Here is a 17,323-nt window from a genome sequence, read left to right on the forward strand (position 1 = left end):
AAGTTTTATGATTTGTATAACTTAGCGATAATAAAAGATCTTTTGGAAACTCACACAACTCTTCTGCATCAAATAAACTAAGATGACTCATTGTAATTTTTCTTTAAATCATTTAACTTTGTCTTATTCCGTTTCTACGGAATAATTTTTTTTCATCATTTGTGTTTTTACTTCCCTTCGGAGAAGTTTTTTAATTATGCCATGTACTCAAAATGAATTCAATTCTTATCTCCAATTTTTTCTTTGATCTGTCTAATATCAGTTTTAATTTCTGTGATAAAGTTTTGAATATGATGTTCTGAAAATTCATCAGGTTCATATTCTTTGGTATTAATACTACAGGCAAATTCCCAGATTTCTTTAATTTCAGGTAATGGTATCTTATAAGGCTCATAAAATTGATTGTCAGCCTTCACCCATATACCATCTGCTTCATGAAACTGAAATCTTTTATAACTGATACCATCATTGGTGGTAATGAAAACATACGTTCTGTCCGTTTTCAAGTCCGAAAGATTTTCTACATATTTTCCTACAATATAGATTCCGTTCTTATAAGGAGGCATTGAATCTCCATCGGCTGGAAATGCCCTGAACTTACCACCTTTTAAAAAAGGTAATGATATGGTATCCAGACTTTCTATGTATTCCGGATCTCCATAGCCATTTAAGTAACCCATAGAAGCTTTTTGGGGGATAATCTCAATCTGATTGTTTCCATCCTGATCAACCCTTATAGGCAGAACAATCCTATTGTCAGGAAGCTCCATAAGTTCATCGATAGAAAATTTTCTGACATCTACAGTCAGCAATAGGTCGATGCTAATGTTATAGAATTTAGAAATTCTAAGCAATATTTCAATAGGTGGTTCTGTTCTGCCATATTCATAGGCTACATATCTGGATCGGGTAAGAATTAATAGATCTGCCAGTTCCTGCTGGGTCATATTTTTCTTTCCTCTCAAAAACACGATGTTATCAGAAAATTTTGACATTGTTACAATTTTAGACAACAAAAATACATAATTTGTTTCAAAACGTAACTAATTTTGTCACATGGAAAGAGCAATTGTACATATGGATCTGGATACGTTCTTTGTTTCCTGTGAAAGGCTGAAAACCTCTGAACTAGAGAATAAGCCTGTGATTATAGGAGGTGGAGACCGCGTGGTGTAGTGGCGTCCTGCTCTTATGAAACCCGTTTTTTCGGGGTCAGGAGTGCCATGCCGATTAAAATGGCTTTACGGCTATGTCCCGAAGCTAAAGTAATTAAGGGAGATATGGAAATGTATTCCAATATGTCCCATATGATAACCGAAATTATTCAGGAAAAAGTTCCTGTCCTCGAAAAAGCAAGTATTGATGAATTTTATCTGGATCTCTCCGGAATGGATCAGTTTTTTGGTTGTTATAGATGGACCCATGAAATAGCTGAAAGTGTACAGAAAAATACAGGATTACCGATAAGTTTTGCTTTGTCTGCCAATAAAACCGTCTCCAAAATAGGGACAGGAGAATCGAAGCCTACCGGAAGACTGGAAGTAAAACAACCTGACATTAAATCATTCTTGAACCCGCTATTGGTTTTTGGCAATTTCAAGATTCTACAGTCAGTCTTTGCGGTGGTATTCATAGGATAGTTTTTATTTCCAAACAATAAAGACTCTCCAAAACTCTGGCCCTGTTAGTGAGGCAATTTCAAGACTCTTGTGTGGCTATGATATTTTTAAGTTTTTCATATCATTCATTACTATTTCTTTCCGGCCATGCAAAACCATCAGGTACATAGCGCGAGGTGTCTACAATGTAGAAAGTGTTTATTCCCTGTATCATAATTCCTATGGCTTTTATATAATCATGCACTTGTTGCTGGTATATGCCAAAGTCGGGTAAATTTTCTTGCAGTATAATAAATTCGGCTACGTCCGCATCGTGAATGCGCATGGTTTCGGTGAGGGCTGCTTCAAGTGATAAGTTGTACTCATGCTGTAATACAATAACAAGGTTAAACACTTCCGTATCCAAAAGCAGTTCTTTTGGCAAAGAATGGATATCGTTTTGCCATGCTATTATTCTAACGGCCAATGTTCTTAATTTTTGTATAATGGGATGCTCTTCAATGAATTTTGGTAAAACAAAATTTACCTCAACATCTACCAGATAAAAAAATGGCAGCATATTAACGGAATATTCACGTATCACCATGTATTGAGCAAGCCTTGGTATAGTTGAGGTTCCTTTATATGGAGCTTCTGCTTGAATACCATACTTAAAACAACGATGTAAAGCTTCCGTAAAACGCTCTAACCATATTTCAGGCATAAAGGCTAGAAATTCATCTCTGAAAAGGGCTGTATGTTGAAAAAAAGCATTTTCGTCAGCAAGAGGCTGCGCTCCTTTTAATATTGTAATCAACCGTTCCAGTATTGGCTCCGATTCTTCAACCGTATGAAATTCCATCTGATCGTCAAGTGTATCATAAAAGTGTATAAACCTGTGACAAGGCACAGCACGCTCGTAACTTGTGGTTGGTATCATTCGCGCCATACAATAATGTTGTTTTTGCCGTTTGTATTTTCCCCTTACTTTTTCTGATAAAAAGATATAGTCATTATCAATCCAATCATCCATTTCTTTTCCTATTCTGTCTACATGTGGGTTAATCAAATTGGGCCAAGGGTAATAGTTTAATGGGAGATAGTCCCTTGGATTAAAGTTTTCTGGTTTCATATTATTTTTATTTATAAATGATTAATTAGTAATATTATATTTGGTTCAGCTTTTTCTTGAGTTCTGCTGCATTTGGAAATTCATAGTCCATAGCATTATAGCGGTCTAATTTTGTGGATATATTCTTCCAACTGGTTAGAACCATGCTCATATAGTGTACCCAATTGACTACTGTATCCTGCCATATCCCAAAATTTGGAAGAGAAGCTTTCAGGTCTTCATTGTGTAGGCGCAGATCTTCAAGGCAAGCTTCTTTCAAGGACATCTGGTGCTCATGCTGAATTACTTTTTACAATATTGTAATAAATGCTGTAGGTAGCTTCGTCGTTGATTACCGATTGTACCTCATTGAAAAAAGTAACAAGATGACAAGCCAGTGTTTGTAAACGACTAATCACAGAATGCTTGTGTATCTCCGGATGGCAAATTATTCCGGTTTCTACTTCTTTAAGTTGTAGAAAGGGATAGAGACGCATAGAATTCTCACATAAAGCAATACATTTTGTCACACTACGATGAAGGTTTGTTTTTTTTTACTTTTTACGAAGGTCAGCCAGGATTCTGCTCATAAAGCCACAGATATTCCCCATCGATCCATTGTTTATCAGTAGTCTCTTGTGATTGTTCGCGTGGGGATTTTTTAATGTTGGGAAGGATACCTGATTTGTTTGTAAAGAGGTTCAACTGTGTTAAAATTCTCACTGTTCATATTGTAATGTTTTTTGGTTTAGTTTTGAAATACTAAAGTAGGTTATTATTCGATATTACATAATTATATTTTGACTAAATACTTTATAAATCGATAAAAACAATTGTACACTGAATTAATTTGAATTTGATTTGGTTCGAATTAAAAATACAACCACCTATGAAACAGTTTATTACAGTCAAATCTATTGTATAACTCATTTGTCCTCTTAAATTTCAACAAACTGATAAACAACCCGAGGGTTTTTCGGGATCAGTTGTTTGACGGCTACGATACTGCACCCAATATGGAGATAATATTGCCACATAATTTTCTATTTAATAGTGTTCATTCTTACCCAAATACACAATATTACAAACTCAACCTTTTTTTCAGAATATTGATTAGCCTAAAATACAAAGATTTATCATACAGTAATCCATATCCACATACACCCCATTAATAATTGTAATGTGGCTTTTTTGCAGTATTCCCAATGACATTTAATGATGTTTTTAATTCTTTATCGTCTATTCTGATTTTTTTTAATAAATTACCAATAAATTTTGAATTGAGATAACTGTACACAACACATTAATATTGGTTGTTTAAAAACTCTGTAATAATGATATTTTTTCAATTCTTAATCCTTAGTTTTTTTATTAATAGAATTTTAACATCTGAAAAAATGAAATCCTCAACCATAAAAATTTTTACGAGTATTATAATTATTTTAATTTTCATTAAGATAATCTATTCATTCAACGTGGAATATAAGCGTGGATTACACTTTGACCATACAATAGGAAATATGATTATTGTAGTTGCTGCTGTACTTATTTTCATCCTTTTGTTTAAATGGTTTAAGAAAAAATAATAATCTAAAATTTTAATAGATCAAAAAGGCTCTAATAATTGCCATTTAAGAATGTAGAATTTTTCCAACCCATAATCCAGTTATCCGCGACTAAATGAAAGAGTTCATCATTAGTTTTAGCTTTTAATCCTTCTAAACCTTCAGCAACATCTTTCAATAACCATCCCTTACTATTTAATATGAGCTATGCTTCCTTCAATTGGTTGTTTAATATATAATTTTCAAACAATTGTTTTTATCTGTCTCTTTAATTAACCATTTTGCCTCCCAAAAGTTTTCCGGTTGTACAGTTCGATATGTATATCGCAGAAAAGATTGACCTTGAAAAGTTTAATATTCTCTCACAGAGAGGTTTAGATATCATTGACGACAAGGTAAAATTGGCTTTACAGAAAGTAAAGGATAATTTCTTTGAATCATGTAAAAAGTTGGGGCATCCTGAACAGTTATCCATGGAAGTATACCGGCAGATCGAATCTTTTGCAGGTTATTCATTTTGTAAAACACATTCCGCTTCCTATGCAGTGGAAAGCTATCAGAGCTTATATCTCAAGGTTTACTACTCTATTGAATTCATGGTCTCCGCTATCAATAACGGCGGAGGTTTCTACAGAACCGAAGTCTACAATCATGAAGCTCGGATGTCGGGAGCTGCAATTCATAATCCCTGTATCAATCTAAGTAAATACCAGACAACGGTTTATGGTTCGTATGTTTATTTGGGATTTATTCATATTGAAAAACTGGAGACAAGGTTAGCACAGCTGATTCCTGAAGAAAGAGCTCAGAATGGAGAGTATACCTCTCTTGAAAACTTTGTCAAAAGGATTCCTATCGGCATCGAAACATTGCAGATTCTAATCTTTATCGGGGCATTCCGCTTTACCGGAAAACAGAAACATGAACTGCTCATTGAATCAAGATTTTTGTTGGGAAATAATAAGGTTCCTTTCAGGCATTTAACTTTACTGGAAGAACCTCAAAAGGATTATCAACTTCCCACCATAGAAAGAAATAAGTTTGAAGATGCTTTTGATGAAATAGAAATATTAGGATTTCCTGTTTCTTTCAGCCCTTTTGATTTATTACAAACCCGATACAGAGGCTCTGTTTGGGTATAAGATCTATTAAAGTTTCATAAACATCAGGTTAAAATGCTGGCCTATCTGATTTCAAGAAAGCATGTTCCCACCAAAAAAGGATCGATGTATTTCGGTACCTGGATTGATGCTGAAGGAGAATATTTTGATACCGCTCATTTTCCGAACTGCCTTGAAGAATATCCTTTTCAGGGAGGAGGCTGCTATCTCTTATCAGGAACGGTAGAGGTCGATTTTCATTTTCCTACTATTACCATTCATAAAATGGCCAAAATGCCTTTCATTCCTGATCCCAGGTATTCAATGGATAAAGAAAAATCATTGGAAGCCCAGCGTAATCTGCATGAGGATGTCAGTATGACTTTTAGAAAACCTTATCCCCAGGAACATGAAATTGGATTGCCAAGGCGGAAAAATACATAAACTATTATCAATTACTCATGTTAACAGCACATTAATAATAATTATTTCTATTTTTTCGGAATATTTTTTTACAGTTATTTGATAAAATAAATATTATAGCAGATCAAATTCAAAATTGGTAAACTTCACTGTTTTTGAAGACTTATTCTTTACAAAATTATAAAACTTGAAATTTGTATAGTTATTTAGTTATGATGGAAATTAATAATAAATAGAAATTAAAATAGTAAAAATAACTATTGCAAATACATTGTATTTTCTTTTTTTAGTTGCCCTATAAAATAAGAAGGAGTCATTCCCGTTTCTTTTTTAAAAATAACCGCAAAAACTTCTCTGGATGTGAAGCCACATTGTTCTGCTAAATAACTGACCTTATATTCTCTATATATAGGGTTTTTATAAAGTTTATTAGTGATATAGCCAATTCTTAAACCATTAATATAATTATTATAGCTTTTTCCTTTATGTTGTTTTATAATTTCAGATAAATATCTGGGGTTTGTATTCAGCTCACTAGCAAGAAATGTAAGGGTAAAATCTTTTCTTATAAATTTCTGTGAGTTTTCAATTTTATTCAGTTTCAACAGAATATTATTTATAGTATCATTTTTAATAATAAGACCTGATGTTTTTTCATTGGGATAAGTGGTACATCCATTATTTTCTATGACCAGAACTTCAGCTGATATCTTCTTTTCTTCAGCAGATTCTGATTTTTTTAAGTTTTCAATGATCTTCTCATACTTTAGATGTAAGGTATGGTTTCTTTTTTTCCAATAAATCCACCCTCCTGACATTGAAAGCACAAGTAAACCAGCACCCGTTATCATCATTCTATTCATCAGGCTTCGGTTATCATTCTCTTTTTCAGACAAAATATGATTCACAGGGGTATTGATCGTTTTCTTTTCTGCATTTACAATACTATCATTCAACTTGGTAAATTTCTCCATGTACTCGGAAGATTTTCCTTTATTTCCCTTCTCTACATAGGATTTGAACATAACTTCATATATATCTCTACGGATATATGGGAAACTGAACTGTTTTTCCATGATAGCAGCTTCCTTAGCGTACTGTATGGCATTGTCATAGTTTTTCTGATCAAAATACAGCCATGCAAATTCATTTAAAACCAATACCTCGGTTTGTATATTTATTGAGTAATTCTTATTTCTGCAAATTTCTAAAGCTTTGGTAAAATGCTCTTCCGCTTGTTTAAGGTTTCCTTTTGCTACACTTGTCATCCCAAGATTCATATAAGCTCTTGAAATTAAGTAATACTTTCTGTTTAGATTTTTTTTATCGGAGGTCATTTTTAATGCTTCATTTAAACTTTTTTGTTGATAAAAAATTACAGAGTCTATAGGTGTGTTAATATGGGCCATATAGGTTCCCATCCCAGTATAAATAAGAGATTTATAATAAAATCTGGAATCAGAAGATTTAATTTTTTCAGATATTTCTAAAGCTTTATTAAAACTTTTAAAGCTTTCTTCATTGAAACCCAATTCAGTATATGCTGAGGCTCTGAGTCTAAATGTATTTGATAAATTTTCCAGATCTTCCATGCTGTTTGATAGAAGTTCTGCTTCTTTGCTAAGTTCAATTACTTTCTTGAAATTTCCCACATCAAAATACTTTGTCAGTTGAATCATAATACTGCTAAGCATCCCCTTTTTATAATCAATTTTTTTAGCTGAATTATAGCATTCTATTGAAATCTCAATCGTTTTTTTAGGATTTGTACGACTTAGTTCCTTTAGCGCATTAATTTTTTTATCCAAATCCTTTTCAGATAAAGATTGCGAATAGATATCTATAAAAAAGAAGCACAATATGAAGAAGATAAAATTTTTCATCGTTACTAATTTTATAACTTACAAGGTAAACATTAATTTAAAAATATTAGTTTAAATTTTGTGTTACATTTTCAGAAGTTATCACACGACAAAATACAATTGACATACTCAATTAAAAGCAGATAAAATCACAAAACTCCGTTTTGATTCATTATAATTTCTGAATAGAAATCGAATACCGTGATTATCTTTGTATAATCTAATGTAAATTAAGTATAAAAAAGAACAATAGATGTTGGTAAGACAATTGCTGTAATGAGATTATTTTTATATTGATTCTAATCTCAAAATCAACACTTTTGGTACAAATATCATAACACCGGAAAAAATCATTTCCTATATTGATGAAGGTCTTTGAAATTACAATAATTCCTAATTTCCTTTACACTCTATTTACTTCACGCTATGTTAATCAAAATTTCTATTAAAACTCAATAGAAACTTATTGTGCTTAAGGTTTGTTTTTTTATTGTAAAACATAGGATACCTTGGTTATTTTATTATTGGCAAGCTGCTCAATCCTAAAAACTATAACTTCTAAAACCATATAGAAATTAAACTATATGTGTTGTTTAACATATTCAATATTTCAGCAAAAGAATATTATTGTTCAACATTTAGTCTATCATTTATATTCTTCTCTGTATTAATTATACTTATTCAGCCATTTGTAAAGGGTTGTTTTGGGTATCCGGTATTTACTGATGACCTCTTCTCTGGTCATTTCCCCTTTATTGATTCTATTGATAATAAATTCTATAATTTCTTTTGTATAAATATTTTTACGAAACTGAAGTTCTTGAATCTCAACCTTTTTTTTGGTTCCTGTCTGGCTATTTCCATTAGCAGCCGGAGGAGCATATAAAACCAAATGCTGGGAATACAATCTGAAAAAATCATATTGTAATAGCTCAGACCATTTGATTAAAATATCCGTACCTACAGTATCTGAACCATACATTTGCTCAATATTCTTAGCCTCACAATTAAAAAAGCTGCACAAACGTTCTATTTCTATATGATTTTCTTTTACACTGTTCTCAAGTAATTGCCCAATTTTAATTTGTTTTAAATCCATCATAAGTTCGTTTGTTTTTATCATTTGTCCATTGATTCTGTTGGTTAAATATTTTATATCTAAATGTATATCACTGGATCTATTTAAAGTACAACAATATGACTTTAGGTTAATACAGAAAAAAGAACCTGGTAATAAATTCTGAATACATCACGATAAGTGATTGCAGCCTTTCTTTCAGACTGCATCAATTAATCATATTAACATATATTATTATTTGTCAAAAAAATTAGAATTAGTCCAATGAAAGACCATCCTGTATAGACTTATCATTTAAACTGCTGATAAAGTACGAAGGAGTAATTCCTGTATCTTTTTTGAAAGTAACAGCAAAAACTTCTCTTGATGAAAATCCGCATTCATCAGCTAGATAGCTTATTTTATACTCTCTATAAATAGGATCTTCAATAAGTTTCGTTTTAATATAAGCTATTCTTAGCCCGTTAATATAGTTACTGTAGCTCTTCTTTTTATGCTGCTTTATAATAGCCGAGAGATATCGCGTATTAGTATCAAGATCGCTGGCCAGAGAGCTGAGACTTATGTCTTTTTTTATAAATTTCTGAGATTTTTCGAATTTGGCAAGCTTATCCAAGATCGACCTCGTTGTATAGTCAGGTATATTTATATTTTTTTCATGGGGAACTTTCAAAGGTTCATTTGGCTCTGCCGTACCATTTCCTGTGTCTGCAACAACAGATGGTTTATATAACTTTTTCCATACAACGATACAGATTATAAGAAGAAGAATAGCAAGAGTAATCCAGATTACAATATTATCCTGTTTCCTTTCCGTGTTATCCTCTTGTTTTCCGATTATAGATTTTTCCCCATTGATATCCGCTACATTTTTCTCTACATTTACAAGGCTGTCATTGAGCTGAATGTAAAGATTGGTGTATTTTCTTGCGAGTGCTTTCTTTTTTAATGATGAATATGTTTTAAAAGCAATTTCAAAAATGTCTCTGCGAACATAAGGCATACCTACCTTTTTTTCTTCTCTTTCTGCCTGAGCTGCATAGTGTGCAGCTTTATCATAGTTTTTCTGGTCATAATATGTCCATGCTAATTCATTGAGTATACTTACTTTAAGGTCTTTATGAATATGATACTTTTCATCCTGACAAATCCCCAACGCTTTGGACAATTTATTGATAGCTTCTTTAGTATTTCCTAAAGCTATATTCATCATTCCCAAATTCATATAAGCAACAGCCAAAGTTTGGTATTTTTTATCCTGAAAATCTTTATTATCATCAATACTCATAGCGCTTTCCAGGCATTCATTCTGATAATACATTACTGAATCAATGGGTGCATTCACATGAGAGAAATAGGATACAAATTCTTTATATACAAGAGCTTTCATGTAATTTTTATCATTCTGAGATTCTAGCTTATCTGCGGTCTTAAGGGCTTTTTTTAATTCTCGAAAGCTTTCATAATTAGCATTCAGCTCAAGATAGGCAGATGCTTTAAGTCTATGAGAATTAACCAGTATTGTATCATTTTTACCAGCCAATTTTTCAATCTCATTACCTATTTCAATTGCTTTTTTAAAGTTTCCAATCTCGCAATATTTATTAATAAGCAAGCTGTTAATTGTAAGTATTCCTTTTTTGTCCCCATTATTCCTCGCGATTCGATATATATCCGTAGAGATAGCAATTATTTTATGGGGATTATTATCAGGAAGGTTTTGAATCTTTTTAATTTCTTCTTGAATCTGGAATTCATTTAATGATTTTAAGCTTGTAAAAGAGAGTATACAAAACAAAAAAATCATTTTTTTTTTTCTATCATTAGTCGTGTTTGTGTTAACAAATTAAATCATAACCTATTGATCTACACAAAAGAACAATGTGAGTTTTTCATAATTCAACTCGTACTTAATAAATGCTAAGTATTTAATAATCAAACAATTAAATACAATATCATTCCTAATATATGGATTTATTCTTCTTAAGAATATTTTCCAAAAAAAAGAGGGCATATTCATAAATCATCTTGTGTTAAATTTTCTATAGCAGAGGTAAACACGTAGGTTTGCAAATCTGTTAATCGCAGGCAGGTTGAACACCGAACTAAAAAACAACATAAAATGAACAAAAAATTATTGACTGCTTTTGCAGTCTCATTATGCATTTCACTTTACGCTCAATCCAATAGTGTAGGTGTCAGCACTTCCACTCCCACCGAAACTTTAGACATTAACGGTACAGAAAGAATAAGAGAGCTTCCGGCAGACGGAACTTCAAATGTGATCTATACTAAACCGGATGGAACAAGGTCTATTAATAAAGACCAGTCTTTCAAAGCTCTTAAAACTCTTGTCGCTGACGCTAATGGTGTACTAGGTTCCGTAAATTGGGTGCCTGCACAGCCTTTCCAAGTTATTAGCGGAACCGACGGTCTGGATGCCGTAACAACCACCAGAACAATATCTGCTGTAAATGGAGTGCTAACTACAACTCCAGTTTTAGCAACAAAAACCTTTACGCTGTTAAAAAAATCAATGGTTACATTTTCCTATAACATTTCCGCTTCTGATATACTAAAAGCCAATGGAGGCAATCTTTTGGACGGTACTTCAAAAAAAATGGGTGCTAAACTGATTTTAAACTCAAAGGACATTATAGATTCCGGAATTCCTTTTACCAATAGCGGTGAGAACTATGCCTTTGGTCTTTTTTACCTGAACGGAAACAGAAGCATTATATTAAACGAAGGTACCTATACTGTTAATCTGGTTGGTTACCTATTTTGCCACACTGAGGACTCTAATGGAATAAGGGCAACCTTTGGAGCTACTTCTACAGATCAGTTTGATATTATTGCAATACCTGTTCAATAATTTATCCTTGCTAATCGAAAATTATATTTCTATAGAAAACAAAACACACTATAACATTCATTATTAACATTTTAAAAATCATTTACGATGAAAAAAACATTATTCGCAGGATTATTACTTGCAACATTAGGAACTGCAAACATCAGTGCAAAAACACACAGTGCTAAAGAGATTGAAACGGCACAATGCTATAGACAAGTATGCACTTTAATTACAGTAAAAGAAGGAAACTGTAATGTTACTTACAAGGTGACAAAAACTTATTTCCTTTGCTTTGTTGTTTGTGAAAACAGAACTGAAGTAAAAAGAAACTGTTCCGGAGGAGGTGAAAATGGTAAATTTACAAAGTAATTTTTAAATAATAATTTTGTATTAGAAAGGAGACTCAAAAGGTCTCCTTTCATGTTTAAAACATTGTTTATTTAACATTTTTTTTAATCCGTCTATATTACCTATAACAGAAGTTTTTCCAATTGGTTATTGTATTTCTAATCAGCTTAAAATGATTGGCAAGTTGCAACTTATTTATGATATTCTTTTTCTTATATTACAATATTTCACAGATATCATTGGTGCTGTAGGACCTATACTTTTGATTAAAGGTTCTATTAACTTATCTGCTCTTCCAAAAAAAATTTAAATTTTATTTATTCTTTCTGGATATTTATCCGAAAGGATATCTTAATATATCCTTTTATAGCTAGCCATTAATTGTTGTATTTTTTCACCCATTTGTATAATGTTGCTTTAGGTACTCCATAATCTTTTATAGCTTCACTACGGGTTTTTTCTCCTTTAGTGATCTTTTCAAGGATAAAATCTATCATCTCCTTAGTATAAATATTCTTACGGAATTGGGGTAATTGACTTTTTATATTTTTATTTTGTTCCTTTTTAAGCAAACTATAAAGTATTAAATGCTGAGAATAAACTCTGAAGAAATCATACTCCAGTAATTTACTCCAACGCAGCAGCGTACTAGTATCCAAATTCTCTTCGTTATACATACTGATAACCTCTTCTTCGGAACATTTGAAAAAACTACAGATACGAGACATATTTATCCCGCTCTGCGCAACTGTTTCTTTAATTAATGCTCCAATATTTATGTTTTTAAAATCCAAATTAAGTGTATTTTAAGTATTGTTATAAATAGCATTCTACATCCGAAAAATGACCACAGCATCTGATTTTTTCAGAACCGTGGTCAATGCAACTAATATTTTTTGCTATTTTCAACTGTTAAAATCCGGTTACAGATCAATTTGTCTTTTGCTTTCCGCAAGGATATTAATTGAATTGATAAGGAATTTAAAGTTATCATTAAGCTCCCCACCAGCCACACCGTTGGTTGTTTGCTGTGCATAAAACGGAAACCGGTAATGAGAAACAATTTTAAATTGAACATCCGTATTGGCTGGTATATCTACTCCGCCGGCCAACGTTATTCTTAAAGGAACCCCTTTAATATATCGATTATTGCACGTGATTCCTGAGTGTGACCACGTAGCTCCGTTATCTGTAGAATAAATCACTTCATAAAACACCATAGCCCCACCCTGGTCATAACCATCCACATCACTTCCGTTTTGATAGAGACGATCTTTTTTTCCGGAATAAGATAATGCACCGCCATGATTCTCCCAGTCCGCAGTTAATGAACCTGAATTCAGCCATTCTCTGTTGTAATTTGAATTCAATGCAGCAGCTGTAGTATATCCGTAATTGGGAGTAGCAACTGATAAAGTTCCATTAAGATAAGTAGGGATAACATGTCCGAAAATAAAAGCATGAATGAATACTTTCTGATTAAAATTAACTCTTAGATTAAAATCTGTGTTGGGAACAGTTGCATACCCGGACATTTTGGTGTTTCCATTGGGTAGCTCACTACAATTGGTTACTGCACTACCTGAGGCTACCAAAGGAATTGTTTTGCTGCCGCTATGCATACATCCTGTAAGATTGGTTGTAATGGCATTATATGCAGCATTAGGCTTGCCTCCGAAAGGCGGTAAAATAGTATAAACTCCAGCCTGCAAATCATTATAATCCGTTACGTTCCACTTTTTATAAAGTACATCTGATATCGTAGCTTTTGCAATATTAAGCTTCTTTACCTTTCCTTCCGCATCAATTATTAAAGGCCTGCTTCCTGGAGTAGGCTCATTCTTAAAGGGAAAGTTTGTGATCTTTAAAGGAAGGGCTCCAGTTTTAGGGTCAATTTCCAACCCGAAATTTGTTGACGGATTGCTATTCATCCTAATCGGATCATTTGACATTAACACCTGAGCTCCTAAAGTTGAACACACAGCTGATATTAACACAGCCATAGTTATATTGATTTTTTTTAATAGTTTCATTTCAGTGTTTTTTAAAAAATTAATTAAGGTTTTGCCCATCCTGATAAAGACATCAACATTAATCTAGGCGTCCAGGAATGGTTTCCTGAATTAAAATTACTATAAGAATAAGTATTAAGATCTCTGGGAGCATTATTCATCAGTTTATATTTTAGCGTAAGGACATGTTCTCCCGGTGCAGAGACCATAACAGCTCCCGACAAATAAGTTTGCCAATCCAGGGATTTGAATACCTTATCTGTAACAACAATCCCCGTTGCAATGCCATCGAGAAAAACTTCCGCTGTTACAAACTGAAAGTTTCGTATTAAAACAAAATCGCTTGTTGTTAATCTCCCGTCTCTTTCCTGTTCATTGGTATTGGGATCTACTCCTAAAGGGATGTCCAGAGCAGAAAGGGAATAAACAAAAGGAACATTTTTATTGGGGGTAGCAGTGGTAAATACAATCTTACTTACGTTATCTATATTTATATCCTGAAGAGTTCCATTGATATTTTCTTTATAACTAACCGAAGGAAAGTCCTGATAAACTGAAGTGGGAGAGCTCAGTAGCTTCGCAGGCCTCTGCACACCAGATGTGCCATAATCTATCCCATTAATACCATTTGAAAACCAAGAAATTGTAGACACCTGCTGGTTAGCAGTTTTAAATCCCTGAGAGGCATAAACATGACCTTCAGGATCTATATAAAGCTGAGCAACAGAGGAACCTGCAGTTCGGGGAACATCGTCCAGCTTCAAAATGTTTGTATCGGGTGTATTTTTTTTTACCTCCAGTATTTCCTGAGGATTTGTAACTCCTATCCCTATCTGAGCAAAAGCAGCTGAACCAAGAGAAAGTAATACTATTGAAATGTTTTTTTTCATAATTTATTTTTTCATTGTATTTTTATTCATGATATATTCCTAAGCTGTAAGACCATGCATGGGTGTCAGCACGCATTCCATCCCATCCCATCTCTAAATTGGGAGCTCCAGTCCCCAACCAATTCTCATCTGAACAATCCATCCTTTCCATTTGGACAATAGTATAATAACCAGGATCTACATTTCTGATAACTCCAGATATGAAATAGTTCCCAGAATGCACTCTGGGCATAGTAGCATTATATGTTTTAAGTGAAATATAAGGTTCATTAGATGATGCTGTATTTACTAGAGTACCCGTACTTGCATTATAACTGGGACTGCTGAGCTTTACCAGACCTAATGATTTTGCACGACAAGTCTGTAAACCGGTTCGTGATGCTGCCGGAGATTCTCTGATAGCCTCATCTGAAAGTGTACTGGTTACAAATACATCCACAGGAGAATCACCCTCTATCATGAATATTTCCGACCATTGTCCCTGCCAACTCTGTACAGGAGCTCCCCTGCTGTCTGAAAATGAATTCAGATTATTGATGGTTATATTAAAGTTTTCTGAAACACTGGAAATGGTAGCTCCTGAAGTATTCTGATAAGGCAAAATCCATCTCCCGCTATTGGTTTCCAATCCTGTGTTTATTCCCTGCGAACCATAACCACCATAACCTACTCCATCTGCGTACCACCATCCAAAATGCGGGTTAAGTTTATTCGTACCTGTAACATTTCCACTGGTAATTGAAGTTTTGGGATCATCATACAAATGATTACCATAAGTTCTGTATCCTAGAGAAAGCTTGGTTGCAATAACTTTAGAATCTTGATTCACTCCAAGAACATTATAAGATTCTCCTTCTGCAAAGGAAACTTCTTCAAGATCATTCAGTTTCATAATATAAGATGCATCAGTTTTACCTGGCCCCCTTATTTCCAACATTACTGCTGGATCTGGTGATACTGTATTAATGCCGACTTGGGCATAATTACAAAGGGAAAAAAAAGTTATCCCTAAAGCATAATAATTTCTTTTCATTAGTGCATAAATTTTAATTTGTATACGATTTCTTTAAGAAATGTGTCATAATCCCCGTGAGAGGGCTGGGAAAATAATATTCCCAGCTATATATTAAGACATTTGTGTTTTGTTTCAGAAAATTCAATTATATCTGATTTTCCAGATGAGTGCAATATTAAATAAAAGGATGTTCCAATGCTAAAAAGTCTCTTTTCATATCTACTTTCTAACCTACTCACATATACTCTAAAATACTAAAGAACTGAATATCAATTAGTTTCAAAAATGGTTTATGATATATAAATTCAGATCAGCTTCTGAAGGAAGATCAATTTTTTTACGGATTCTATGTTTTTTGTTTTCTACGGCACGGATAGTTGCATTAGTTGCAATGGCAATTTCCTTTGTAGTCAGGTTCAGTTTTAACAAAGCACATATTTCCAGTTCTGATGAAATGAGATTTGGGCAAACTTCTAAAATCTTTTCAAAAAATTCAGGAAATTCAGATTTAAAATAGGTAATAAAAAGTGAGTTTTTACTCATCGCTAATTCATATAATTCATTGGAGGAGCTTATCTTGTCCGTTTTCTTTATAAAATCATTAAGCTTTTCCTTTTCTATATAATATTTTATGATCATTTTTTCTTTCCTATGTATGATATACATCCCAACAAAAGTACAAAAGGAAATCTCCATAGCTTTGTAAACCCTTATATACCAAAGCTTTACAGGAGAAAGATTTTGATGAAGAGGTGAAAATATAGAATAATCTGTAATGATATTGATCAAAAAAAATATGATATAAGTGGCTACCAGTATAAAAATAATATACTTATCCTTATCATAATCAAAAAAAAATGCCACAGCGATGGTAAGAGAAATATATGACAAATAATTCATAGCTCCGTTTCCGCTTATTATATCGCAATAAAAAATAATCAATCCCAAAAACCAGAAAAGAAGCATTAAAAGATACCGGTTAAACCTTATCTTATCTGGCCACAACAAGGTGCACAACATAAAAAGAGCCATTCCGAAGAATATACCACTATACACTGGCTGATCTAAAAAGAAAAAATTCAGTATGACATTGCAGGAAAGAATAAATACAAGGACAAGAGTATAAATATCAAAATAAAGACTTTTCTCATATTCAATCTCATCAGTGGCCAATTGCCTTTTCTCTTTTATATAATTTAACATAATAATTTATAAAAATCTAAAATAAGATAATTATTCACCAAAATATTGCTCAATTATTTATTATAATTCAAACTAACGAGAATACACTTACAACACATTAAATACCAGCAACTTAAACCATATCATTAGTTGTAATGATTTCCGAAAATAACAGGTTTTCTTATTAAGAATCTCAATTAAAATCGAGATTAAAGACTTGTAAACAACTGTATTAAGATAAAGTATATTTTTTTTGTAAAAAGCAATTTTACTTTTCCTGTT

13 protein-coding genes and 2 pseudogenes are annotated in these 17,323 nt (G+C 32.7%); 4 read left to right on the top strand and 11 right to left on the bottom strand.

The annotated features are described in order from the left end of the window. Window positions 1–218 precede the first annotated feature (218 nt). Window positions 219–995, bottom strand: a complete 777-nt coding sequence (locus ACPF63_RS10320; RefSeq protein ID WP_426482937.1) for an XRE family transcriptional regulator — start codon at window positions 993–995, stop codon at window positions 219–221. Between the two features lie 61 nt (window positions 996–1,056). Between ACPF63_RS10320 and ACPF63_RS10325 the strand changes: the two are divergent. Next, window positions 1,057–1,586, top strand: a pseudogene (locus ACPF63_RS10325) (DNA polymerase Y family protein); the annotation flags it as partial. A gap of 154 nt (window positions 1,587–1,740) precedes the next feature. Here ACPF63_RS10325 and ACPF63_RS10330 read toward each other — a convergent pair. Continuing rightward, window positions 1,741–2,730, bottom strand: coding sequence for a terpene synthase family protein (locus tag ACPF63_RS10330; protein ID WP_426482938.1), 990 nt, complete (start codon window positions 2,728–2,730; stop codon window positions 1,741–1,743). A 34-nt stretch (window positions 2,731–2,764) separates the two neighbouring features. After that, complete coding sequence (locus ACPF63_RS10335) at window positions 2,765–2,995, bottom strand: hypothetical protein (RefSeq protein ID WP_426482939.1); 231 nt, start codon at window positions 2,993–2,995, stop codon at window positions 2,765–2,767. 1,683 nt (window positions 2,996–4,678) lie between these two features. On the opposite strand from ACPF63_RS10335, the pseudogene ACPF63_RS10340 reads away from it, so the two are divergent. Next, window positions 4,679–5,818: pseudogene (locus ACPF63_RS10340) on the top strand (DNA polymerase III subunit alpha); the annotation flags it as partial. A 236-nt stretch (window positions 5,819–6,054) separates the two neighbouring features. Here the strand turns inward: ACPF63_RS10340 and ACPF63_RS10345 are convergent. The 3 genes from ACPF63_RS10345 to ACPF63_RS10355 all read right to left on the bottom strand — a co-directional run bounded on the left by ACPF63_RS10345 (window position 6,055) and on the right by ACPF63_RS10355 (window position 10,544). Continuing rightward, the gene (locus ACPF63_RS10345) at window positions 6,055–7,680 is read right to left on the bottom strand and encodes a tetratricopeptide repeat protein (RefSeq protein ID WP_426482940.1); all 1,626 of its coding nucleotides are present in this window, start codon (window positions 7,678–7,680) and stop codon (window positions 6,055–6,057) included. 646 nt (window positions 7,681–8,326) lie between these two features. After that, window positions 8,327–8,761, bottom strand: a complete 435-nt coding sequence (locus ACPF63_RS10350; protein WP_426482941.1) for a helix-turn-helix domain-containing protein — start codon at window positions 8,759–8,761, stop codon at window positions 8,327–8,329. A 232-nt stretch (window positions 8,762–8,993) separates the two neighbouring features. After that, window positions 8,994–10,544, bottom strand: a complete 1,551-nt coding sequence (locus ACPF63_RS10355; protein WP_426482942.1) for a tetratricopeptide repeat protein — start codon at window positions 10,542–10,544, stop codon at window positions 8,994–8,996. Between the two features lie 315 nt (window positions 10,545–10,859). Here ACPF63_RS10355 and ACPF63_RS10360 point away from each other — a divergent pair, with 315 nt between their 5' ends. Together ACPF63_RS10360 and ACPF63_RS10365 are read left to right on the top strand one after the other, a co-directional pair. Next, window positions 10,860–11,612: a hypothetical protein gene (locus tag ACPF63_RS10360; RefSeq protein ID WP_426482943.1), complete on the top strand. Its 753-nt coding sequence runs from the start codon at window positions 10,860–10,862 to the stop codon at window positions 11,610–11,612. Window positions 11,613–11,699: 87 nt separating this feature from the next. Next, entirely contained in the window at window positions 11,700–11,963 is a 264-nt protein-coding gene (locus ACPF63_RS10365) for a hypothetical protein (protein WP_426482944.1), read from the top strand. Window positions 11,964–12,319: 356 nt separating this feature from the next. Here ACPF63_RS10365 and ACPF63_RS10370 read toward each other — a convergent pair whose 3' ends face one another. From ACPF63_RS10370 to ACPF63_RS10390, 5 genes are all read right to left on the bottom strand, one after another. After that, on the bottom strand, window positions 12,320–12,736 hold the full coding sequence (locus tag ACPF63_RS10370) for a transposase (protein ID WP_426482945.1): 417 nt from the start codon (window positions 12,734–12,736) through the stop codon (window positions 12,320–12,322). A gap of 129 nt (window positions 12,737–12,865) precedes the next feature. Continuing rightward, window positions 12,866–13,975 (bottom strand): hypothetical protein, encoded by a 1,110-nt coding sequence (locus tag ACPF63_RS10375; protein WP_426482946.1) that lies wholly within the window; start codon window positions 13,973–13,975, stop codon window positions 12,866–12,868. 23 nt (window positions 13,976–13,998) lie between these two features. Next, window positions 13,999–14,844 (bottom strand): hypothetical protein, encoded by an 846-nt coding sequence (locus ACPF63_RS10380; protein ID WP_209918022.1) that lies wholly within the window; start codon window positions 14,842–14,844, stop codon window positions 13,999–14,001. 22 nt (window positions 14,845–14,866) lie between these two features. After that, window positions 14,867–15,781, bottom strand: coding sequence for a hypothetical protein (locus tag ACPF63_RS10385; protein ID WP_426482947.1), 915 nt, complete (start codon window positions 15,779–15,781; stop codon window positions 14,867–14,869). A 357-nt stretch (window positions 15,782–16,138) separates the two neighbouring features. After that, a complete protein-coding gene (locus ACPF63_RS10390; protein WP_426482948.1) occupies window positions 16,139–16,759 on the bottom strand; it encodes a helix-turn-helix transcriptional regulator in 621 nt (206 codons plus the stop codon). Between the last annotated feature and the right edge of the window lie 564 nt (window positions 16,760–17,323).

This window comes from Chryseobacterium sp. R2ACT005, assembly GCF_049949215.1.
In the GTDB taxonomy this organism is placed as follows: Bacteria; Bacteroidota; Bacteroidia; order Flavobacteriales; family Weeksellaceae; genus Chryseobacterium.